This is a genomic window from Alkalibacillus silvisoli (assembly GCF_039521975.1).
Lineage (GTDB): Bacteria > Bacillota > Bacilli > Bacillales > Alkalibacillaceae > Alkalibacillus > Alkalibacillus silvisoli.
This window is the reverse complement of record NZ_BAAACZ010000011.1, coordinates 167515-189476: the sequence shown is the minus strand read 5'-3', so window position 1 is coordinate 189476 and position 21962 is coordinate 167515. Positions and strand designations below refer to the sequence as shown.

The 21962-nt window shown below is 35.6% G+C and carries 23 protein-coding genes; all 23 read right to left on the bottom strand.

From position 1 onward, the window contains the following. Positions 1–6: 6 nt before the first annotated feature. The 23 genes from ABDZ63_RS08335 to rnpM all read right to left on the bottom strand — a co-directional run bounded on the left by ABDZ63_RS08335 (position 7) and on the right by rnpM (position 21948). Positions 7–267 carry a DUF3243 domain-containing protein gene (locus tag ABDZ63_RS08335; RefSeq protein ID WP_343783043.1) on the bottom strand — a complete coding sequence of 87 codons (261 nt, stop codon included), beginning with the start codon at positions 265–267 and terminating at the stop codon, positions 7–9. Between the two features lie 64 nt (positions 268–331). Next, the gene (ymfI, locus tag ABDZ63_RS08330; RefSeq protein ID WP_343783041.1) at positions 332–1060 is read right to left on the bottom strand and encodes an elongation factor P 5-aminopentanone reductase; all 729 of its coding nucleotides are present in this window, start codon (positions 1058–1060) and stop codon (positions 332–334) included. 4 nt (positions 1061–1064) lie between these two features. After that, positions 1065–2354, bottom strand: coding sequence for an EF-P 5-aminopentanol modification-associated protein YfmH (gene yfmH / locus ABDZ63_RS08325; RefSeq protein ID WP_343783039.1), 1290 nt, complete (start codon positions 2352–2354; stop codon positions 1065–1067). Continuing rightward, positions 2347–3636: an EF-P 5-aminopentanol modification-associated protein YfmF gene (gene yfmF, locus ABDZ63_RS08320; protein WP_343783037.1), complete on the bottom strand. Its 1290-nt coding sequence runs from the start codon at positions 3634–3636 to the stop codon at positions 2347–2349. Before yfmF ends, yfmH begins: the two co-directional genes overlap by 8 nt. Before the next feature lie 127 nt (positions 3637–3763). Next, positions 3764–6049, bottom strand: a complete 2286-nt coding sequence (locus tag ABDZ63_RS08315; RefSeq protein ID WP_343783035.1) for a DNA translocase FtsK — start codon at positions 6047–6049, stop codon at positions 3764–3766. 87 nt (positions 6050–6136) lie between these two features. Further along, positions 6137–6346, bottom strand: a complete 210-nt coding sequence (locus ABDZ63_RS08310) for a YlzJ-like family protein (RefSeq protein ID WP_343783033.1) — start codon at positions 6344–6346, stop codon at positions 6137–6139. Continuing rightward, complete coding sequence (locus ABDZ63_RS08305) at positions 6343–7083, bottom strand: ClpP family protease (RefSeq protein ID WP_343783031.1); 741 nt, start codon at positions 7081–7083, stop codon at positions 6343–6345. Before ABDZ63_RS08305 ends, ABDZ63_RS08310 begins: the two co-directional genes overlap by 4 nt. Before the next feature lie 293 nt (positions 7084–7376). Beyond that, a complete protein-coding gene (dapA, locus tag ABDZ63_RS08300; protein WP_343783029.1) occupies positions 7377–8243 on the bottom strand; it encodes a 4-hydroxy-tetrahydrodipicolinate synthase in 867 nt (288 codons plus the stop codon). 21 nt (positions 8244–8264) lie between these two features. After that, complete coding sequence (gene dapG, locus ABDZ63_RS08295) at positions 8265–9479, bottom strand: aspartate kinase (protein ID WP_343783027.1); 1215 nt, start codon at positions 9477–9479, stop codon at positions 8265–8267. Between the two features lie 14 nt (positions 9480–9493). Continuing rightward, the gene (locus ABDZ63_RS08290) at positions 9494–10543 is read right to left on the bottom strand and encodes an aspartate-semialdehyde dehydrogenase (protein WP_343783025.1); all 1050 of its coding nucleotides are present in this window, start codon (positions 10541–10543) and stop codon (positions 9494–9496) included. Positions 10544–10618: 75 nt separating this feature from the next. Beyond that, positions 10619–11203 (bottom strand): dipicolinate synthase subunit B, encoded by a 585-nt coding sequence (locus tag ABDZ63_RS08285; RefSeq protein ID WP_343783023.1) that lies wholly within the window; start codon positions 11201–11203, stop codon positions 10619–10621. A gap of 19 nt (positions 11204–11222) precedes the next feature. Continuing rightward, complete coding sequence (gene dpaA / locus ABDZ63_RS08280) at positions 11223–12098, bottom strand: dipicolinic acid synthetase subunit A (RefSeq protein WP_343783021.1); 876 nt, start codon at positions 12096–12098, stop codon at positions 11223–11225. A 100-nt stretch (positions 12099–12198) separates the two neighbouring features. Beyond that, complete coding sequence (locus ABDZ63_RS08275) at positions 12199–12435, bottom strand: YlmC/YmxH family sporulation protein (RefSeq protein WP_343783019.1); 237 nt, start codon at positions 12433–12435, stop codon at positions 12199–12201. A gap of 27 nt (positions 12436–12462) precedes the next feature. Then, positions 12463–13692, bottom strand: coding sequence for a M16 family metallopeptidase (locus ABDZ63_RS08270; protein ID WP_343783017.1), 1230 nt, complete (start codon positions 13690–13692; stop codon positions 12463–12465). A 164-nt stretch (positions 13693–13856) separates the two neighbouring features. Then, on the bottom strand, positions 13857–15971 hold the full coding sequence (gene pnp, locus ABDZ63_RS08265) for a polyribonucleotide nucleotidyltransferase (protein ID WP_343783015.1): 2115 nt from the start codon (positions 15969–15971) through the stop codon (positions 13857–13859). 177 nt (positions 15972–16148) lie between these two features. Further along, a complete protein-coding gene (gene rpsO / locus ABDZ63_RS08260) occupies positions 16149–16418 on the bottom strand; it encodes a 30S ribosomal protein S15 (protein WP_343783013.1) in 270 nt (89 codons plus the stop codon). A 132-nt stretch (positions 16419–16550) separates the two neighbouring features. Beyond that, on the bottom strand, positions 16551–17486 hold the full coding sequence (locus ABDZ63_RS08255; RefSeq protein ID WP_343783011.1) for a bifunctional riboflavin kinase/FAD synthetase: 936 nt from the start codon (positions 17484–17486) through the stop codon (positions 16551–16553). Positions 17487–17501: 15 nt separating this feature from the next. Continuing rightward, the gene (gene truB, locus ABDZ63_RS08250) at positions 17502–18413 is read right to left on the bottom strand and encodes a tRNA pseudouridine(55) synthase TruB (protein ID WP_343783009.1); all 912 of its coding nucleotides are present in this window, start codon (positions 18411–18413) and stop codon (positions 17502–17504) included. Between the two features lie 146 nt (positions 18414–18559). Beyond that, positions 18560–18904, bottom strand: a complete 345-nt coding sequence (gene rbfA / locus ABDZ63_RS08245; RefSeq protein WP_343783007.1) for a 30S ribosome-binding factor RbfA — start codon at positions 18902–18904, stop codon at positions 18560–18562. Between the two features lie 14 nt (positions 18905–18918). Next, a complete protein-coding gene (locus tag ABDZ63_RS08240) occupies positions 18919–19197 on the bottom strand; it encodes a DUF503 domain-containing protein (protein ID WP_343783005.1) in 279 nt (92 codons plus the stop codon). Continuing rightward, positions 19194–21356 (bottom strand): translation initiation factor IF-2, encoded by a 2163-nt coding sequence (gene infB / locus ABDZ63_RS08235; protein ID WP_343783003.1) that lies wholly within the window; start codon positions 21354–21356, stop codon positions 19194–19196. The genes ABDZ63_RS08240 and infB overlap by 4 nt, the downstream gene beginning before the upstream one ends. A gap of 17 nt (positions 21357–21373) precedes the next feature. Next, the gene (locus ABDZ63_RS08230) at positions 21374–21679 is read right to left on the bottom strand and encodes a YlxQ family RNA-binding protein (RefSeq protein ID WP_343783001.1); all 306 of its coding nucleotides are present in this window, start codon (positions 21677–21679) and stop codon (positions 21374–21376) included. A 2-nt stretch (positions 21680–21681) separates the two neighbouring features. Further along, positions 21682–21948: an RNase P modulator RnpM gene (gene rnpM, locus ABDZ63_RS08225; RefSeq protein ID WP_343782999.1), complete on the bottom strand. Its 267-nt coding sequence runs from the start codon at positions 21946–21948 to the stop codon at positions 21682–21684. Positions 21949–21962 lie beyond the last annotated feature (14 nt).

The following is a 21962-nucleotide window of genomic DNA, read 5'->3' as shown; positions in this document are numbered from 1 at the left end:
TCCCTACTATCTGTCAGTACCTTCATTTTGAACCAGTTTAACCATCATGCTTGAAATGGTATGACGCTCTTGTTCGGAAGCAACATTCCATAGATCTCTTAAAATGGCTTCTTCATCATTTTTAGCATCTACCTTGGTTGCAAGATGTTCACCTACTTGATAAGCTAAATTATTTATCGCTTCTTGGTCAACACCTTGGTCTTGAGCTTGGTGTAACCGGTCTCCAAGAAAGTCTTTCCACTGCTCGAAGTTATCTAAAACGGACATCGTTCATCCTCCTTTTTGTAAAGTCAGTTATATTTTAAACTGAAAGATGAACTTTATACATAAGTTAGGTTATTCCACCGTTTACTTTTAAAATATGACCATTTACATAACTTGCCTGCTTCGAAACAAGAAACTGGATACAACTAGCTACTTCATTAACGTCACCAACGCGGTTAAGGGGGACTTCATTGACCCAAAGAGCTAATTCCTCTTCCGTTAGAGCGTGATTCATTTTCGTTTTTATAAGACCGGGTGTGACTCCATTCACTCGAATTCCTGAAGGCCCAATTTCTTTAGCTAACGATTTTACAAAGTTGATTTGAGCGCTTTTCATCATCGAGTACCATACTTCACAACTAGCTCCTTCCTCCCCCCATATAGACGATACGACAACAATCGTTCCATATTGTTTTTTAAGCATTGCCGGAAGTAAGGCTTGTGTAATGAGAGTTGTTGATTTCACGTGCACGTTATATAATTCATCCATTGATTGCTCTTTAGTTTCAATCAATAGCTGTGATAGAGCTTGTCCTTGCGTGAATATAATCGTATCAACATCAAATGGAATGGAGTCAATTAACGAATAAATTTGTTCAGAATCGTTTAAGTCGGCCTGAACCGTCATTAACACTTGATCTTCATGTAAAGTTTGCACGAGTTTTTCTACAATTTGTTTATTTTGACTATAATGTAAAATAAATCGTTTGTTTAAATTCGTTTTTGCTAATAATTCAACGGTTGCCTTACCAGTTTCCCCACTTGATCCAACAACTAATACAATCTCCTCTTCCACGACTCTACTCTCCTTCAGGCAAAACCATACAAACAGCTATTTGCTCTTCACTTACCCAATCAGAAACATTATTCTTAAACCGCTCTAAAGTTAAGCTTTCTAATGTTTCAAATATCTCTCTAAAGTCAATTCCCATTTGGTTATATTGCATGAAGTTATTAGCAGTACCTTCAAGGTTATTGAATTCGCGAATTAGTTCACCATATTTTTTCTTCTTTGCGCGGTTAAACTCTTCTTCACTAATAGTCTCATCCTTTATTTGAAGGAGCATTTCTTTAATTCTTTTACCAAACTCCTCTGGTTTCATAGTGCTAGCCCCAACTGCAGTAAAACCAAATGATTCTTCTAAGACAAATTCCAAGCGTAATGCATCAATCATTAAACCTTCTTGATATAATTGTTCATAAAAACGGCCACTTTTAGAGAAATACAAGTCTAAGGCAATATCACGTACTAAGTCATTTTCTAACATGACATCTTTCTCTAATGCTTCTGGCTTCTCTTTAATACCCACCATACATTTAGGTGTACTAATTGGCATATTTATGACTTCTTCTTGTTTGTATACTTCAACAGGCTCTACTCCAAAGTCACGTTCGATTTCATTTTGGGCTTCAAATGACTTATTTTCTTGGTTTTGACGTATTAATTCACTTATTTCATCAAGTTCAAAGTTACCAATCACAAACATTTGCATATTTGAAGGGTGATAAAACGTTTCGTAACATGTGTAGAGGTCTTCATGTGTAATCTCATTAATTGATTCAACAGTCCCTGCAATATCAATTCTTACAGGGTGGTTTTCAAACATCGCACCTAGAGTTCCGAAAAATAAGCGCCAGTCTGCTTGATCATCGTACATACGAATTTCTTGCTCAATTATTCCCTTTTCTTTCTCGACACTTTCTTCAGTAAAGTAAGGGTCTTGTACAAAATCTAACAACGTTTCAACATTTTCTTTCACATCGCTTGTACTAGAAAATAAATAAGCGGTTTGCGTGAAAGATGTAAAAGCATTAGCAGATGCCCCGCGCTCAGAGAAGTGCTGAAAGACATCTCCATCCTCTTTTTCGAACATTTTATGCTCTAAAAAGTGTGCAATACCATCCGGCACAGTGACCATGTCTTGTTCGTCTAAAGGGGTGAATTTTTGATCAATTGAACCGTACTTTGTAGAAAAAATCGCGAAAGTCTTTTCCATTTCTAACTTAGGGTATAAAAAGACATCAAGTCCATTATTTAACGTTTCATGATAGATTGATTCATTGATACGAGGTATTTTTAATTCATTCATGATTAGCACCTCCATCTTCTGCAGTTAGGAAATATACAGTATCTAATTGTACTTGTTTAGAAACGGCTATGACTTGTTCTTTTGTGACAGCCTGGATTTCATCAACCATCTCTTGGTTTGTGAGTTCTCTATCACCGATTACTTGTTGATAATACCAATCAATAATTCCACGTGAACGATCAACTGTTTCTTTGAGAGAATGAATAACAGTCCTTTTTGTTTGTTCTAGTTCTTCATCAGATACTTCTCCGTTTTGAATTGTTTCATGTTGCTCTATAATAATTTCTTTTGCTTGTTCATATTTTTCTGGTGCAATTCCACTAAAGACAAATAATAAGCCTTTGTGACTTTCAAAACGAGAAGCTGCATAGTAAGCTAATGAATGTTTTTCACGTACGTTTAAAAACAGTTTAGAATGAGGAAAGCCACCAAAAATTCCATTAAATACTTGTAAGGCTGGATATTGTTCATCACGATAAGTAATACCAGTACGATATCCTAAATGAAGCTTTCCTTGTTGAATTTTTTGTGCTTCGGTAAGATCTTTTATTTCACTTGGCTTGATCACTTCAGGTCGATTGATTGTTACATTTGGCTGACGATTAATTTGAAATGTTGATTCCAATTCACTCTTTACTTTTTCTTCATCTACATCACCAACAATATAAATATCTAGTCTGTCTTCATTAATCATCTTTTTGTAAGTATGGTATAAACCTTGAGCATCAATTTTTTCTAAATCTTCTAAATACCCATGAGAACGAATTCCAAACAACTCATCAGCACACATTTCGTCTATTAAGCGCATATTAGCGTACTGCATTTTCTCATCGATTATAGATTTAATTTTATTTTCTAACGTTTCTTTTTCTTTTGTAACAATATCCGAATCAAATCCATTCCCATCTAACTTAGGGTTATTGGCTATTTCATATAAAAAACTAAGCCCTTTACGGAATAGGTCACTTTCACCTTCAATAAACTTTTCATTAGGTAAATCTAAAGTAAAGCTTATAATATGGTTTTCGCCTTTTTTGGCACTGTTAATCGAAAATTTCGCTCCATACAATTCATCAAGTTCTAATCTTAAATCTCTTTCTTTCGGGTACTTGGCAGATCCTTTTTGTAATATAAATGGAATTAATGCCCTGCCAGTCACTTCTTCACGATTAATTGGTCGTGCGAACTTAAGTGAAATCGTATTTGTTTTAAATTTTTTAGATTGAATTACATGTAGTTGATAGTCATCGTAATCGACTTTGTGATCAATTAACGTCTGCATGTCAGTCCTCCTTAGTTTTTTCTTACTATATATTTTACCTTTATACTATAAAACATACTATTTAACTAAAGGCTGGTTTAAATAATCCAACTTGAGTTCAGTTTACATTAAGAAGTTTACATGAACTTTAAGAAGATTGTTCTTCTTGCTGACTATTAGGAGATGCTAAAACTTTTCTTGGTTTACTGCCCTCATATGGTCCAACAATTCCTCTTTCTTCCATGGCATCTATTAATCGGGCTGCTCTTGTATAACCAATTCTAAATTTACGTTGAAGCATGGATACACTAGCACTTTGCATTTCTACAATTAATTGAACAGCATCTTCGTATAATTCATCATCGACTTCTTCGTGTTGTTCGTTAGATTCACTTGGAATCATCTCTTCTTGATACTGTGCTTTTTGTTGCTCTATACAGAAGTCAACAACTGATTCAACTTCTTCATCAGATAAAAAAGCACCTTGAATTCTTGTTGGTTTTGATGCGCCAACTGGTAAGAAAAGCATATCCCCTTTACCTAGTAATTTTTCAGCACCGCCACTATCTAAAATGGTTCTAGAATCTGTTTGTGATGATACGCTAAATGCAATTCTCGATGGAATATTGGCTTTAATAACGCCAGTAATAACATCGACTGATGGCCTTTGTGTTGCGATGATTAGATGTATACCTGCTGCACGAGCCATTTGTGCTAACCGTGTAATCGCATCTTCAACTTCATTAGAGGCTACCATCATTAAGTCTGCAAGCTCATCAATTAATACAACAATAAAAGGTAAATGAGGATGATTCTCACCTTCTTGTTCATTGACACGATTGATATACTCATTGTAACCTTCGATATTACGCGTTCCTGTATCTGAAAATAATTCATATCGCCTCTCCATTTCCGAAACAATTTTCTTTAAAGCTTGTGAGGCTTTTTTCGGATCGGTTACGACAGGCGCCAATAAATGAGGGATCCCATTATAAACATTTAACTCTACTTTTTTAGGGTCAATCATCATCATTTTTACTTCATGTGGTTTTGCACGTAATAAAATACTCGTAATAATCCCATTTACACATACACTTTTACCACTACCAGTTGCACCGGCAATAAGCATGTGAGGCATCTTATTTAACTCAGCAGTAATGGCGTCACCTGCGATATCCCTGCCTAAACCGAATAATAACCTAGAAGAGTTTTGCAAAATAGGTTGCATAACTTCTCTCATTGATACTTGGGCAACTTCAGTATTCGGTACTTCTATTCCAATTGCAGATTTACCTGGGATTGGTGCTTCAATTCTAATGTCCCTTGCAGCTAAAGCTAGCGCTAAATCATCGTGTAAGTTAACAATTTTACTAACTTTAACCCCTACATCTGGATAAACTTCATACTTCGTTACGGCAGGTCCAACGTGTACTTTAGTGACTTTTGCTTTTACACCAAAGCTATGAAAAGTTTGTTCTAACTTTTTAACTGTTGATTGAATTTGCGACTTTTCATGTTGTTGAGAGTGCGTAATTGGATTAGCTAGTAAATTTAAAGATGGTAATTTATAATCTTCATTCTCCACCTCTGTTAAAGGTAAAGTCCCATCATTTTCTGTGTATTCGTCTGTTTCATTGCCGATATTTTCAGTCCACTCATTAGTTTCAATATCTGACATTTCAGGTTCAGGGACGTATTCATCAAAACTTTCTATAACAGGTTCGTCCTGTGGTGTTGAATCTTGTATTTCAACTGTAACGGTGTCAGGCTCTTCTTGGACAGGCTTGTCTTTTTGTTTTCGTTCTTTTTCTGTTTGTCTTTTCTCTTTCCAATTTTCTAACTTCGTCTTAATGTATGTAATGACTTGATTAACGACATCAGTTAAAGACTTCTCAGAAAGCAACATAATTCCAATAATAACACCGAATAAAGCTAACACTTTAGCACCAGCTGATGATAATAGATAAAAACTTAAGAAAAATAGTAATGCACCAACCATCCCTCCACCTATTTCCGCATAATCAATAAGGCCATTTTGATAAGCATCAAAATAATCCCAAGTTAAAGTAAAAATAGATTGATCGCTACTAGCAAGTACAACTTGTTCAAAAGCTTGTACATGTGTATAAAGGAAAATCGAACTCACTAATACATAAAATCCAATCCACCTCATTGATGTAAATGTTGGCCAAGTACGCTTAATTAGCAAGTAAATCCCTAGAGCGAACATAAACCCACTAGCAATGGCATACCAAAAACCAAATGACCATTGTAATAATGTAGTCAATAAGTTAGGGATAACACCTTCAGAGATCGGTGTGATCCCACTAGAAAAAATAGCTGCTAAAATTAATAACAGCCCAATTAATTCAAACTTCAATAATGGTTTGCGTTTATTATTTCGTTTTTTTGTTTTTCGTTTCTTTTTTGCCATTATAATCACCTCAAAAATGAGTGAAGCAGCCTATAATTGGCTGCTTCTAACGTTCATTATATCATAGACTTACCTCATTTTGGATGATTATAAGTAATAAATTGAGCCTGGTTGAAGGTGTTTTTTTAAGTAATCAGCTGGATTTGTAGAGGTCATGTGAACAATTTCATATCCATTAGATTCCTCATCACGCCTCATTTTAACTGTTGCATGATCTACATTTAACCAATAAAAGTTATCATGCTGTTGTTCTTCATCAAAAATCTCCTGCTCCAGTAAGGGTGTATAAATAATCATTGAATCACCTGGTGATCATCATCACCATTATTACCAGTCAATTCATTTAACTTAGCCATTGCTTCTTTAACTCCACCAATTGAGTCAATTAATCCATAGTCAACTGCATCTTGGCCGACTACATTAGTTCCGATATCCCTTGTTAAATTCCCTTTAGCAAACATTAAATCCTTAAACTGTTCTTCTTCAATATTAGAATGATGCGTTACGAAATTAATGACCCGCTCTTGCATTTTATCCAAGTATTCAAACGTTTGAGGAACACCGACAACAAGTCCAGTCAAACGAATTGGGTGTATGGTCATCGTTGCTGTTTCTGTTATGAAAGAATGACTCGCTGCAACAGCAATTGGAACACCAATTGAATGACCGCCACCTAAAACGATTGACACACTTGGTTTAGAGAGTGAAGAAATCATTTCAGAAATCGCTAATCCTGCTTCAACATCTCCTCCAACTGTATTTAACAAAATAATAACCCCCTCAATATTAGGGTTTTGCTCAATGGCAATAATTTGTGGAATGAGATGTTCGTACTTAGTCGTTTTGTTTTTAGCTGGTAATTGCAGGTGGCCTTCAACTTGTCCAATAATAGGCAATACGTGAATATTAGAATCTGGCGCTTGTGGGATATTGGTTGATCCTAATTGCTTAATCTTTTCCATTAAAGAGTCTTGTTGACCTTGACCTTGGTCACCTTGCTTTTTCTCATCATTATTTGGTTGATCTTGATTCATATAACTAACACCTACCTTTACTCGATATTGTTAACGTTTTAAGGGTGTTCATACCCATACTCATGAAAAAGTTCATAATAAAACGATTTCTTAACAAAGTGGTAGTTTTATACGCGATAAAGGAGGTAGTTGATTATCTATAAAGGCTTACTTACCAAAAAGATGAGACAAATAATAGCCTCTCACAAAGACGAAGCTTGGAACGAAGATAGTTGTAATAACAAAAATCCGAACGAATTCATCATGAATGAACTCATTCGGATTTTTATAATTCGATACAGCATGATCAAAAATTATTGATCAAGTATACCTTTTAATGTATTAAATTCATCTAAAGTTAAATCAACTAAGGGTAAGCGAACTGACCCTACATCAACTCCATAATAATTTAAAGCTGCTTTTACTGGAGCTGGTGAAGGCGCCATAAAGCATGCCTTCATTTTCGGTAATATTGAGCGATGGATTTTTGCTGCTTTTTTCGATTCACCATTAATAAATGATTGAACCATATCTTGCATTTCATTACCAATCACATGAGAAGAAACCGAAACAACACCATGAGAACCAACAGCTAGTGATGGTAAAGTCATGCTGTCATCACCAACATATAAGCTAAATGACTCATCTGTCCTTTCAATAATTTCACTCATCATATCAATGTCACCACTAGCATCTTTAGTCGATACAATATTCGGAACCTTTGAAAGCTCAACTGTTGTATCAACTGACATATTCACAACAGAGCGTCCTGGCACATTATAGAGCATAATTGGCAACTTAGTATTTTCAGCAATTGATTTAAAATGCTGATATAAGCCTGCTTCATTCGGTTTATTATAATACGGGGTGACAAGCATAATTCCGTTAACACCCGTTAACTCAGCTTCTTTAGTTAATTGAATAGTAGCTTCTGTATTGTTACTCCCAGCCCCTGCAAGTACTGGAATACGATCGTTCACTACTTCACTTACAAACTTAAACAACTTGAGCTTCTCATCATCAGAGAGCGTTGGTGATTCTCCGGTAGTACCACCTAAAACTAACCCATCTGATCCGTTTGCAATGAGATGTTCAACTAACATTTCAGTCTTGTTTAAATCGAGTTTTCCTTCAGAGTCAAAGGGCGTTACCATCGCTGTCAAAACTTTACCAAAATCCACTGTCAAAACCCCTTCCAAAGATTAACGATCTTCAAGAAATTCTTGGTGTAATGCGTTAACCGCATTTTCTAAATCCTGCTCTTTAACTAATACCCAAATAGTAGTATGGCTATCTGCCGACTGTAATATTTGTATATTATATTTGGATAAAGCAGAAACGACTTTTGAAGCAACTCCTGGAACACCTTGAATCCCTGCACCAACAGTAGATACTTTTGCACACTTTTCAACGATGTCATATTGGTAATTTAAAGATTCAATAATGGATGTTGTTAATTTTAGTTTATCTGTAGGGACAGTGAATGTTATGCCATCTGTTGAAATATTGAAGAAATCAACTGAAATATGTTCACTTGCAAGCTTCGTTAAAACATCATTATGCAAACGTATTGACTCTTCACTCGTTACGACTTTTATTTGGGTTATGCCAGAAACATGAGCAATGCCAGTCACGAGGCGATCCTTAAATCCTTGGTCAATCGTATGATCTTTTTTGGCTGTTACTAATGTTCCAGCATCATCAGAGTACGTAGAACGAACTCGAATTGGGATTTTCTCTTGCATAGCAATTTCGACAGCTCTAGGATGAATTACTTTAGAGCCTTGATAAGCTAGGTGAACAATTTCGTTATAAGTCATCACTTTAAGTGTTCTTGCATTTTCTACAATTGCAGGGTCTGCTGTTTTTATTCCATCAACATCAGTAAAAATATCTACATAATCTGAATGTAAAGCAGCACCTAATGCAACTGCTGAGGTATCAGAACCACCACGGCCAAGCGTTGTAACATCGCCATCTTCATCTTGACCTTGGAAACCCGCTACGACAATGACATCATTTGTTTTTAAGTACTTATGAATTTCTGTCGGATCAACTTTGTTAATTTTTGAATCCATATGATCATTTGTCGTTAAAAATCCAGCACTAGGTCCTGTCAGAGCTGTTGCCGTAACACCTTGTTTTTTTAATTCATGAGCGAAAACGACAGAGGAGATCGTTTCGCCACATGACATAATTAAATCGATTTCTCTTTTAGTTACATTCGTGTCTGGATAGTCAATTAAACCTAGTAAAGAATCTGTTGCATAAGGTTCCCCTTTACGCCCCATAGCTGAGACAACTACTACTACTTGGAAACCTTCATTAAGAGCATCTTTTATATGTTGAATTGCACGACCTCTGGCTTCCGGATTACGAACAGAGGTCCCTCCAAACTTTTGAACTAACGTTTTCATCTTTGCACCTCGACTTATGCTTCGGAATTCATTTCGATTAATGCTTGAGCTATTTGTACAGAGTTCCAAGCTGCACCTTTTAATACATTATCTGCAACTACCCATAGATGGAATCCATTTTCTACATCTAAGTCTTTACGAATACGGCCTACAAAAATGTCTAATTTACCTTCTGCTGAAAGTGGTGTCGGATAACCTTGATTCACGATATCATCTTCTAACACGACACCCGGTGCATCTTTAATAACACCTTGTAATTGTGGTACGGTAATATTTTCATCATCAATTTCAATATAAATGCTTTCAGCGTGTGAATAAAAGAATGGTAAACGAACACAAGTCGCAGCAACATTTAATTCAGGTAAGTTCATAATTTTTTTCGTTTCATTAATCATTTTCATCTCTTCAAATGTATAATGATTCTCTTCAAATGTATCAATTTGCGGTAAAGCATTAAATGCAATTGGAAAATGCTTTGCCTCAGATTTAACTGGCATGATTTCTGTATATACTGTTTCGCCTTCTAACATTGCCTTAGTTTGATGTTTAAGCTCTTCTACTGCATCATTACCTGAACCAGAGACAGATTGATAAGTTGAAACGATTATACGATTTAAGCCATACTTCTCACGTACAGGTTCTAAAGCTGCAACCATTTGGATTGTTGAGCAATTCGGGTTTGCAATGATACCTTTATGATTTTTAATATCTTCTTTATTGACCTCTGGTACTATTAATGGTACATCTTCATACATTCTGAAGGCACTCGTATTATCGATAACAACTGCACCACGATCAACAGCTTCTTGTGCTAACTGTTTTGACACCGAACCACCAGCTGAAAATAGCGCAATATCAATACCTTCAAAGGCTTCTGGGGTTGCTTCTTGAATTGGTAAATCAGCGCCTTTATATTGGATCATCTTTCCAACTGAACGCTTTGATGCTAACGGTCGTAGTTCATCAATAGGGAACTCAACTTTTTCTAGCATCTCTAGCATTTTTTCTCCTACTGCTCCTGTTACTCCTACAATTGCTACATTGTATCTACTTTTTGCTTCCATTTTTATTCCCTCCATAACTACGTTTATATTTTCTATTAATAGTCTATCATATTTTTCTGTGAATAACACCACCTGTTAGTATTGCTTTAACATTGGCTGTAATTGTTCACCGTCCATTGCATTTTCAACTGTTTCTGTTAATAACGACATATGTGCAACAAGTGATGTTGGCTTTTTAACCGGATCATCTTGACCATATGGCACAAAATAGACATGCTTTGCTGGTAATAGTTTTGCGATATTTGCAGCATTTAACCCTAATGCATCATTTGTTGAAATCGCTAATACGACAGGCTTACGATTACGTAAAGTAGCTTTTGCAGCCATTAAGACAGGACTATCTGTTAAAGCGTTAGCAAACTTGCTTAAAGATGCACCTGTCATTGGTGCAATGACCATACAATCTAGTGGCTCTTTAGGTCCTAAAGGCTCTGCTAATGGAATTGCATTGACTAAAGGTTTATTTGTAATTTCTTTGATCTTAGCTATATGTTTCTCTGCTTCACCGAATTTTGTGTCCGTTGATTGTACCGTATAAGACACAATCGGTACCACTTCTGCACCACGATCAACTAATTCTTGTAAAACTGGAAAGGTCTCATCATACGTACAATGTGATCCTGTTAGACCAAACCCTATTCTTTTACCTTTTAAATCCAATTAAACCGAACTCCTTCCGCTATTCATGATTATGCATAACGGTTTGAATGACATGGGCTAAAATTTTACCTGCTGTTTTGGGCGCTACCATGCCAGGTAAACTAGGTGCTAACATAGCATCGACGCCACGCTTTTTTGCATAACGGAAATCGACACCACCAGGTTTTGAAGCAAGGTCAATAATTAAACAATCTTCTGGTAATGCTCTAATAACATTAGGTGTTACGATCAAATCTGGTACCGTGTTAATTAATATATTGCAGCCTTTAACTGCTTCTATTAATTGACCTTCTTCGATTGTAGTTGCATGTGATTCGTATATTCTTGCCAAGTCATCGTTTCGCCTAGCATAAACTGACACCTTAGCTCCTAAACCTTGAAACGGTCTAACTAGTGTCTTACCAACCCGACCAAAACCTAAAATTGTTACATTGGAACTATGGATAGTGAAGTCCGTATGTTGTATTGCTAGCATAATGGCACCTTCAACTGTGGGGATCGAATTATAGATTGCCACATCATCTCGGTCCATAAATGCAATAATACGTCCTGTAAATTCACTTAATTCGCTTAAGTATGGAGTCATGATTCCTGTAAATAGTAAGCAATGGTCTGGAAATTCATTTAACCATTCTTCTGTTAAATGAATAGAAGAATCATTAAAGTGCGCATCAGCATACCCATCTTGATCTAAACCAGTAATTGGTAAGATGATTGCATCAATATGATCTTTAACTAACCTTTTTTGATTCGTTAAGATTACATTATCTAAATTCTCCTCAGCCTCTTCAAAACCAATTGCATAGACTGTTGCATCAAATAAAGACAATTGGTTTATCAACTCTATATAACGTGCATCTCCACCTACTATTAAAACCGACTTTCCTGTTAACATTCAATTCACCCACCCATTATCATTCAATCCAATATATACTATGTAAACGTCTAAAAAAAGTGAAAACTGACTTCCTACAATTTTGGAAGTCAGTTTCTTATTACGTTACGCGTTTTATGACAATCATATCATCACCAATTACTTCTATATCGGTCCACTTAATCGTTGCACTTGATTCTCCCTTCTTAAACCCTAACATGGAATAATCCTGGACAACGATTTGTTCAATTTGACCTGTTGTTTCGTTAATTTGCAAATCAGTTTGGCCTAATACACCTAGACGTTCGCCACGGTCAGCATCAATTAACTCTTTACCTGATAAGTCTTTATAACGCATCTGCATCTACCTTTCCAACATCAGTTTTTATACCACTATATGCTTTTTAGGTGAAATCAATGCACGAGCTGGCTGACTATTAAAAAGTTCTTTCGCTGAGTTTATAATTTGTTCATGTGAAACCGTATCAAGATTATTCATTAATTCATTCAACGATAAATGTGTTTGATTTAATAACTCATTTCTACCGTTTCGGTTCATCCGACTGCTGGGGTTCTCTAAACCTAACACTAATTGGCCTTTTAATTGTTGGATTGTATTGGTTAATTCTTCATCAGTAATACCATTTTCTTTAACATCGTCAATGATCGTATTAATAATACCTTCCATTTCCTCTAATTGATCAGGAGCTGTTGCACTATAAATTGTTAATATACCATTATCTCTAAAAGGATTATGATATGAGAATATTGAATAAGATAACCCTTTATCCTCTCTTACTTGTTGAAACATCCTTGAACTCATACTTCCACCTAACACACTGTTTAAAATAGAAACACTGTACACTGAATCACTGCCAATCGGATATCCATTATATCCAAGACATAAATGAGATTGACTAATATCATCTGTTTTTACAGTAGTACCAGGAGAAAAAGAAAAGGTAAGTTGATCATCGTAGTCTGTTGATGTCTTTAGTCCTCCAAAATACACTGAAACTTTACGATCAAAGTCCTGTGGCACATTACCAGCAATGGAAACAACCATTCGCTTAGCCGTGTAGTAGTGATTCATATATTTTAATATTTGCTCTCTTGTTAAATTATGTAAAACCTCTCGAGTACCTAATATTGTTTGAGATAAAGGGTGGTTTTTAAAACTAACTTCATGTAAATAATCATGAATAATATCATCTGGTGTATCTTCAGTCATTAATATTTCTTCAAGAACTACTTTTTTCTCCCTTTCTAACTCCTCTTCGTCAAAAACAGAATTTAAGATCATATCAGATAGCACCTCTAATGCTTCTTCAGCATGTTGGTCCATAACCCTAGCATATAAACAAGTATACTCTTTTGAAGTAAAGGCATTTACTTGTCCACCAATTCGGTCAAATGCTTCTGCTATATCTTTGGCTGAACGATTTTTTGTTCCTTTAAACAACATATGCTCAATCAAGTGTGAAACGCCGTTAATATATTCAGATTCATTTCTCGAACCTGTTAAAATCCAAACACCGATTGATATTGAACGTACCCCATCCATTTGTTCTTCTACAACTTTTAACCCATTTTCGAGACTATATTTTTGTAACACGGTTAAACCTCTCCTATAAGTTCTTAAAAATTCTAAGTCTTGGACAAACGAAAAAAGTGAAGTATCTAAGTGTCCAAGCTTATACTTACTTAATCTAAGTTTAATTATCTTTCTACCAAAAAAAGAACTGGTAAGTAACCAGCTCCATTTTTATTTGGTGTTCTTTACATAGATTGTTGTTCTGATTCTTGCTCTTTTAAAGCTGCTTTACGTGATAAATTAACGCGTCCTTGTTGGTCAATTTCTTTGACTTTCACTAACATTTCATCCCCAATATCAGCAACGTCAGTCACGTTTTTAATATGTTTTTCATCTAACTCACTAATGTGTACTAAGCCATCTTTACCTTTGAATAATTCAACAAATGCGCCGAACTTTTCAATTCGCTTTACTTTACCTAAGTAAATCTGGCCAACTTCAACTTCTCGCACTAAATCTTCTATAATTCCTTTAGCGTGATTGATTTTGTCACGGTTAGGTGAAGAAATGTAAATGCGTCCATCTTGTTCAATATCGATTTTAACATCTGTTTCTTCAATAATTTTATTAATTTGCTTACCGCTTGGACCGATCACATCACGAATTTTATCTGGATTAATCGTCATTGACTCAATCTTTGGAGCATATTCAGATAATTCTTCACGAGGTTCTGGAATTGTTTCTAACATATGGTCTAATATCTCCATACGGCCTTTCTTCGCTTGATTTAAAGCTTCTTCTAAAATGTCTCTAGATAATCCATCGACCTTAATGTCCATTTGTAATGCTGTTACACCTTCACTTGTTCCAGCTACTTTAAAATCCATGTCACCTAAAGCGTCTTCCATACCTTGTATATCGGTCAGCACTGTATAATTCTCACCAGATTTTACTAAGCCCATTGCAATACCAGCTACTGGTTTCTTAAGTGGTACACCAGCATCCATCATCGCCATCGTCCCAGCACAAATACTAGCTTGAGATGTCGAACCATTGGATTCTAAAATTTCAGAAACAACACGAATAGTGTAAGGGAATTCATTTTCATCTGGAATTACGGCTTCTAAAGCTCGTTCACCTAAAGCACCATGTCCAATTTCACGACGACCTGGCCCTCTAACTGGTCCTGTTTCACCAACACTATACTGCGGAAAGTTATAGTGGTGCATAAAACGCTTTTCTTCCTCTAAATCAAGGCCATCTAAAACTTGTACATCTCCTAAAGGTCCTAATGTACACACACTCAGTGCCTGTGTTTGACCTCTTGTAAACATGGCAGAACCATGAGTTCTAGGTAAGACTTTAGTTCTGGAAGTTAGTTGACGGATTACATCAACACCCCTTCCATCAGGACGGATCTTATCTACAGTAATCAATCGACGAACTTCTTCTTTAACGATGGAGTCCAATACTGACTTGACTTGGTTAATGACTTCACTTTCAGCTTCTTTCTCTTCATACTGTTCAACTACTTGTTTTTTAACAGCATCAATTGCTTCTTCTCGAGCAAGCTTCTCTTCAGTTTTGATAGCAGAAACAAGTTGGTCTTTAGCTAAACTTTCCACTTCCTGAGCTATAGATCCTTCTGGTGTAAACAGTTTAACTTCCATTTTCTCTTTACCAACTTCTGCTACAATCTCTTCTTGAAATGCAACAATTCGCTTAATTTCTTCATGCCCAAACATAATAGCCTCTAACATCACATCCTCAGGAACTTCAGATGCACCTGCTTCAACCATATTAATGGCATCTTTTGTACCAGCGACAGTCAGTTCAATATCACTTTCTTTCATTTGTTCAATTGTTGGGTTTATAATAAATTCACCATTTATTCTTCCAACATGAACACCTGCAATTGGGCCATCAAAAGGAATGTCAGAAATGCATAATGCGAGGGAAGAACCAATCATAGCGGCAATTTCAGAAGAACAGTCTTGCTCAACACTCATGACTGTGCTCATCACTTGTACTTCATTTCTAAATCCATCAGCAAATAATGGGCGAATTGGTCGGTCAATTAAACGGGAAGTTAAAACAGCCTTATCACTCGGCCTTCCTTCTCGTTTAATAAATCCACCTGGAATTTTACCTACTGCATATAACTTCTCTTCATAATTAATAGTTAGCGGGAAGAAGGGTAGGTCTTTGGGTTCACTTGATGCAGTAGCAGCTACTAGTACTGCTGTATCACCATACCGAACCATTGTTGCCCCATTAGCTTGTTTAGCCACTTCTCCTATTTCAAACGTTAACTGTCTACCTGCGATATCAATTGAATATGTTTTCATGTCATTCGCCATAAATTTTACTACTCCTTCCAAATTTGTTGCTTATGTAATCACAAGAACACTATTTATTATTAATTTTAATACGTTAAGTTATGCTTGTAAAAGCTCCTTTTATAGATACTCGAAAAGGCTAATAAAAGGCTTATGGATAAAGAAAAAGCGGGTATTACCCCGCTTTTTGTGACAATCCTATCGACGTAGACCAAGTTTATTGATCAAATCACGGTAACGATGAATGTCATTGTTACGTAAATAGTTTAACAAATGACGACGTCTACCGACCATTTTCATTAAACCACGACGAGAATGGTGGTCATTTTTGTGCTCACGTAAGTGATCATTTAAAGTAGTAATCTGTTCTGTTAGGATAGCTACTTGAACCTCAGTAGAACCAGTATCGTTCTCATGTTGTTTAAATTCTTTAATAAGTTCGCTTTTACGCTCTTGTGTAATTGCCATCCTATTCACCTCCTAAAATTATTGTAATCCCCTTCTTCCTAGCATTCGGCGGAGAGACGTTATGCCAAGAACAAGGTTATATTCGATACATTAAATACAATACACGTTATATGCTATAAATGCAAGGGTTAACTACCTTAAGGAAAGAAAATTTTTAACTTCAACTTCATCTTTTTTTATTCGGTCAATTAATTGATCAACACCATCAAATTTTTCTTCATTTCGAATGTATTTTAGAAATGCTACTTCAATTAATTCACCGTATATATCATCATCAAAGTCAAATATATTCACTTCTACAATTGGTTTTTCATGCTGATCATCAAATGTCGGGTTATAACCCACACTTGCCATCCCTTCGTAATTCTTACCGTTTATCTTAACGTAAACAGCATAAACACCCAGCTTAGGTACTTTATGATCAGTGCTAACTTCTAAGTTAGCAGTCGGAAATCCAATTTCTCTACCTCTTTTATAGCCTTCTTTTACTTTCGCATGAATCGAAAAAGGACGCCCTAATAACTTTTCTGTATACTGTAAATGGCCTAATGATAATTGTTCTCTAATTAAAGTAGAGCTAATCTTTTCGTCTTTTAACGATACTTGGCCAACTACAGAATGAGTGAATGCACCATTTGCATAAGAGTCCATATTTTGAATCTTACCAGCACCTTTATGTCCAAATGAAAAGTCAAAACCACCTACTACATGTTTAACATTTAAACCAATAAAAAACTGATTCACAAAATTTTGAGGCGATAATTGAGCTAAATCATAATCAAAAGTAACGATGATGACATAATCCAAATTCATCTGTTTAAAAAGCGCTAATTTCTCTTCTAGTGATGTGATTAAGTAATCTGTTAAAGGTTGATTTTTTATAACAGTTAATGGATGTGGGTTAAATGTCATAACCCCAGATTTTAAGCCTCGATGATTCGCTTGGTTAACAGCCTCTTGAATGACGGCCTGATGCCCTTTATGTACCCCATCAAAATAACCAACAGCAATACTGACATCATCTAATGCTGTTAATTGATCTTTTAAATTAAGTTCAATTACTTTCATTACTCTTCACCTTCTTTATACTTGCAATACCTTAAACGGCTTAACTAAACTTTCTTTATTTGGATGTTTTTGATATAACGCAATTAGTTCGGAGTTTTCATCTTCTACTCGAAAAAGTTCAACTTCTTTTAGTTTAGATGGAACAGGTAGTACTTGTCCATGCTTAAATCGAATAATTTCATCAAAATTCGCCGTGTATAATGGTAAAAACGATAAAGCTTTAGAAGGATTAACTAAATACTTTGAGAAATCACCATGTTCTTTAGCTTTTTCTAATTCTGAAATCGTGACTGCATCATCGCTAGTAAATGAGCCAGCTTCTTCTCTAATTAGGTGTGACATGTAAGCTGGAAACCCGATTTCCTTTCCTATATCAACACAAAGCGTTCTAATATAAGTTCCACTTGAGCAAGTTACACGAAATGAAAACCGAACATCATTTGGTGCTTTTCGCACTAATTGATCACTAACTAACTCATTAGAATGAATGGTCACATCTCTTCTTGGGCGTTCAACTTCTAATCCTTCTCTTGCGTATTCATACAATTTCATACCGTTGACCTTAACTGCTGAATACATAGGTGGAATTTGAGTGATCGTTCCTTCAAATCTTTTTAATGTTTCTTGGCATTTGGTGATTGTTAATGACTGAGGAACTTCTTTTTCATCAACTACATCACCCGTATGATCTTCAGTTTTTGTTTGTTTACCTAGTGAAATTTCAGCTAGATAAGTTTTAGGTCGATCTGTAATTAATGTTGTTAGTTTAGTAGACTTTCCAACAGTAATTGGCAATACACCTTCTACTTCAGGGTCTAAAGTTCCTGTATGACCAATCTTTTTCGTTTTAAGTATTCCTCTTAGTTGCATAACACAATCATGTGAAGTCATACCTTTTGGCTTCCATAACGGTATAATACCATTCATATACTAGCACCTCTTTATTATTCTGTAACACGCAAATGATGAAGATTTAACTTTTAAAGTCAATTAAGTCTTTATATTCCCCGGCCCTTGACGTATTACATGCTAAAAGGATAGACGAATGTCTATCCTTAACATGTTAATAATGGTTATTCTTTATTTAAATCACTTAAAATCCGTTCAATCTTATTGCCATATTGAATCGCTTCATCGATTTCAAAAGATATTTCGGGCGTTTTGCGTAATCTAATGCGTTTACCGATTTCAGTACGTATAAACCCTTTAGATTTTGCTAAGCCAACTAAAGTGTCTTCTTTTTGTTGATCTTCACCAAAAATGGAAATAAACACTTTAGCCTGTTGTAAATCTCCACTGACTTGAACATCTGTAACTGTCACAAATCCAACTCGTGGATCTTTAATTTTTCTAGAAAGAATATCGCCGAGCTCTTTTTTCATTTGTTCAGATACTCGATTAGCTCGTAGATTACTCATTTGATCACCTCAGTTTACAACCATTCATATTCAATAATAGTTGTGTCCAAATCTGTACTTGAATCAATTAAGCGAACAGCTTGTTGTAAAATCTGCTCAGCCTTTACTTTTTCCCTAGAGACAACAGCGACCCCAAAAGCTGCACGCTGCCAAGTATCATGATATTCAATTTCAGTCATACTAACATTAAACTTTTTCGTGACTTGATTTGTCACTTGTTTAATAATCGAACGCTTTTCTTTTAATGAATGAACATCGTATAAAAAACATTCTATATAGACATAACCGATCATGAACGTTTGATTTCCTCCATAACATAGGCTTCAATGATGTCGCCTTCTTTAATATCGTTGAAGTTTTTAATCGTAATTCCGCACTCATAGTTTTGTTGTACTTCTTTAACATCATCTTTGAAACGTTTTAAAGAATCAATTTCACCTTCAAACTGTACAACTCCATCACGAATGACACGAATACCAGAATTACGTGTAATCTTACCATCTGTTACATAAGAACCAGCAATTGTACCAATTTTAGAAACTTTAAATGTTTCTCGCACTTCAATTTGGCCGATTACTTTCTCTTCATATTCAGGGTCTAGCATACCCTTCATTGCTGCTTCCATTTCTTCAATTACTTTATAGATGATTCTGTGTAAACGAATTTCAATTCCTTCAGATTCAGCTGATCGCTTAGCATTGTTATCTGGACGAACGTTAAAGCCTATAACAATTGCATTAGAAGCAGATGCTAAAATAATATCTGATTCTGTAATAGCACCAACACCTGTGTGGATAATGTTAATTTTAGCGCCTTCCACTTCAATTTTACGTAGTGATGATGCAACTGCTTCAACTGATCCTTGCACATCAGCTTTTACAATGGCATTAATTTCTTTTATCTCACCTTGTTTAATTTGGTCAAACAATTCATCTAAACTAACTTTACCAGTTGATTCTCTTTGTTCTTCTAGGTCTTTTTGTTCGCGCAATGAAGCGATTTGTTTAGCTTTTTTCTCATTTTCAAATACTAAGAACTGATCTCCGGCTTTAGGAACTGAATTCAAGCCAATTACTTCAACAGGTGTTGATGGAGATGCAGATTCTACACGTTTACCTAAATCATCGCTCATAGCACGAACCTTACCATAAGTATTCCCAATTACTAAGGAATCACCCATCTTTAAGGTTCCATTTTGTACTAATAAAGTAGCTACACTTCCACGACCTTTTTCTAGCTGTGCTTCAATCACTGTACCATTTGCAAGCTTTAAAGGATTAGCTTTAAGCTCTTCTACTTCTGCTACTAAATTAATCATTTCAACGAGGTCATCGATCCCTTCACCTTTTAAAGCAGATAATGGTACAAAGATTGTATCGCCACCCCAGTCTTCAGGAACTAATTCGTATTCTGTTAATTCCTGCATAACACGACTTGAGTCTGCGCCTTCTTTATCTACCTTGTTTACTGCGACGATAATTGGAACTTCTGCTGCTTTAGCATGATTGATCGCTTCAACTGTTTGAGGCATCACCCCATCATCAGCTGCAACAACTAAGATAGCAATATCAGTTACTTGAGCACCGCGTGAGCGCATGCTTGTGAACGCTGCGTGACCTGGCGTGTCTAAGAAAGTGATTTTCTTATCATCATCTTCAATTTGGTAAGCACCAATATGTTGAGTAATACCACCAGCTTCACCTTCTGTTACCTTGGTGTGACGGATTGAATCTAATAGTGTTGTCTTACCATGGTCAACGTGTCCCATGATCGTAACGATCGCTGGACGAATTTCTAAATCATTGTCTTGGTCTTCTTGAATAAAATTATTTAAATCTGTTTGGTCTACAACGACTTCCTCTTCAACTTCTACACCGAAATCATCACAAATAAGCTCAATTGATTCTGCGTCTAATTGCTGGTTGATCGTTGCCATAACACCGATTATCATTAACTTCTTAATAATTTCAGAAGAATCTTTGTTTAATTTCTCAGCAAGTTCTCCAACCGTTAATGAGCCTTGATACGTAATTTTGTCTGGTGTTGATTGCGCATTCTGTTGGTTTTTTGGACGTTTGTTTTGTTTATTGTGATTTTGCTTTTTCTGTTGGCCTTTATTCTTTTTATGTTGATTACCTTGGTTTTTATTAGGTTCATTTTTGTTATGGTGGTTTTGCTTTTTATTTGGTTGCTTTTGTTGTTTTTGACTTTCTTGTTTTGGTTCTTGTTTCGGTTCTTGTTTTGATTCTTGTTTCGGTTCTTGTTTTGATTCTTGTTTTGATTTTGCTTCAGTCTTTGGTTGATATATTTTATCTAACTGCCTAATTGTATTTTCAGTAATCGTAGACATGTGGTTTGAAATTTCAACGTCTAATTCCTTTAATTTATTGATAACATCTTTACTAGAAACGTTTTGTTTTTTGGCATATTCATATACGCGCATTTTTTTCATACATTCACCCCCGAGTATTATTCCGATAACAACTGCTTAAGTTTGTTAGCGAAACCTTCATCATTAACCGCTACTGCCACTCGTCCTTGCTTGCCTATGGCTTTAGATAACGTTTGGCGATCATCGTCAACAATGTAATACGATACATTAAAGCTTTTACATTTATCCGTAAGCTTTTTAACAGTATTATTTGATGCATCTTTTGAAAGTAACACCAATTTAGCTTCGTTTGTACGAACGCTTTCTACAATAGCTTCTTCTCCTAATGTTAACTTCCTTGCTCGAAATGCTAGACCAAGTAAGTTTAGATAACTTTGTCCCATTGTTATTCACTCACTCTTTGCATCAGTTCGTCATATATATCATCACTAATTGTTGCATTTAAGTGTTTTTGTAGGATGTTAGATTTTTTCGCTTTTTCGATAGTTGACGGATCTTTACTTAAATAGGCACCACGACCGTTCTTCTTACCGGTCTCATCAATAAAGACCTCACCCTCTTTATTACGAACCACTCTTATTAAATCCTTCTTAGGAAACATCTCTTGTGTCACAACACACTTGCGTAAAGGTTCTTTCTTTTTGGTAGCCATTTTAAACTCCCCCT

What these genes read in the sequence shown, in the direction of transcription:
- ABDZ63_RS08335 (WP_343783043.1), bottom strand. Translation starts at nt 267, where the DNA reads ATGTCCGTTTTAGATAACTTCGAGCAGTGGAAAGACTTTCTTGGAGAC.
- yfmH (WP_343783039.1), bottom strand. Translation starts at nt 2,354, where the DNA reads ATGAATGAATTAAAAATACCTCGTATCAATGAATCAATCTATCATGAA.
- yfmF (WP_343783037.1), bottom strand. Translation starts at nt 3,636, where the DNA reads ATGCAGACGTTAATTGATCACAAAGTCGATTACGATGACTATCAACTA.
- ABDZ63_RS08315 (WP_343783035.1), bottom strand. Translation starts at nt 6,049, where the DNA reads ATGGCAAAAAAGAAACGAAAAACAAAAAAACGAAATAATAAACGCAAA.
- ABDZ63_RS08310 (WP_343783033.1), bottom strand. Translation starts at nt 6,346, where the DNA reads ATGATTATTTATACACCCTTACTGGAGCAGGAGATTTTTGATGAAGAA.
- ABDZ63_RS08305 (WP_343783031.1), bottom strand. Translation starts at nt 7,083, where the DNA reads ATGAATCAAGATCAACCAAATAATGATGAGAAAAAGCAAGGTGACCAA.
- dapG (WP_343783027.1), bottom strand. Translation starts at nt 9,479, where the DNA reads ATGAAAACGTTAGTTCAAAAGTTTGGAGGGACCTCTGTTCGTAATCCG.
- ABDZ63_RS08290 (WP_343783025.1), bottom strand. Translation starts at nt 10,543, where the DNA reads ATGGAAGCAAAAAGTAGATACAATGTAGCAATTGTAGGAGTAACAGGA.
- dpaA (WP_343783021.1), bottom strand. Translation starts at nt 12,098, where the DNA reads ATGTTAACAGGAAAGTCGGTTTTAATAGTAGGTGGAGATGCACGTTAT.
- ABDZ63_RS08275 (WP_343783019.1), bottom strand. Translation starts at nt 12,435, where the DNA reads ATGCGTTATAAAGACTTATCAGGTAAAGAGTTAATTGATGCTGACCGT.
- pnp (WP_343783015.1), bottom strand. Translation starts at nt 15,971, where the DNA reads ATGGCGAATGACATGAAAACATATTCAATTGATATCGCAGGTAGACAG.
- rpsO (WP_343783013.1), bottom strand. Translation starts at nt 16,418, where the DNA reads ATGGCAATTACACAAGAGCGTAAAAGCGAACTTATTAAAGAATTTAAA.
- ABDZ63_RS08255 (WP_343783011.1), bottom strand. Translation starts at nt 17,486, where the DNA reads ATGAAAGTAATTGAACTTAATTTAAAAGATCAATTAACAGCATTAGAT.
- truB (WP_343783009.1), bottom strand. Translation starts at nt 18,413, where the DNA reads ATGAATGGTATTATACCGTTATGGAAGCCAAAAGGTATGACTTCACAT.
- rbfA (WP_343783007.1), bottom strand. Translation starts at nt 18,904, where the DNA reads ATGAGTAATCTACGAGCTAATCGAGTATCTGAACAAATGAAAAAAGAG.
- ABDZ63_RS08240 (WP_343783005.1), bottom strand. Translation starts at nt 19,197, where the DNA reads ATGATCGGTTATGTCTATATAGAATGTTTTTTATACGATGTTCATTCA.
- infB (WP_343783003.1), bottom strand. Translation starts at nt 21,356, where the DNA reads ATGAAAAAAATGCGCGTATATGAATATGCCAAAAAACAAAACGTTTCT.
- ABDZ63_RS08230 (WP_343783001.1), bottom strand. Translation starts at nt 21,679, where the DNA reads ATGGGACAAAGTTATCTAAACTTACTTGGTCTAGCATTTCGAGCAAGG.
- rnpM (WP_343782999.1), bottom strand. Translation starts at nt 21,948, where the DNA reads ATGGCTACCAAAAAGAAAGAACCTTTACGCAAGTGTGTTGTGACACAA.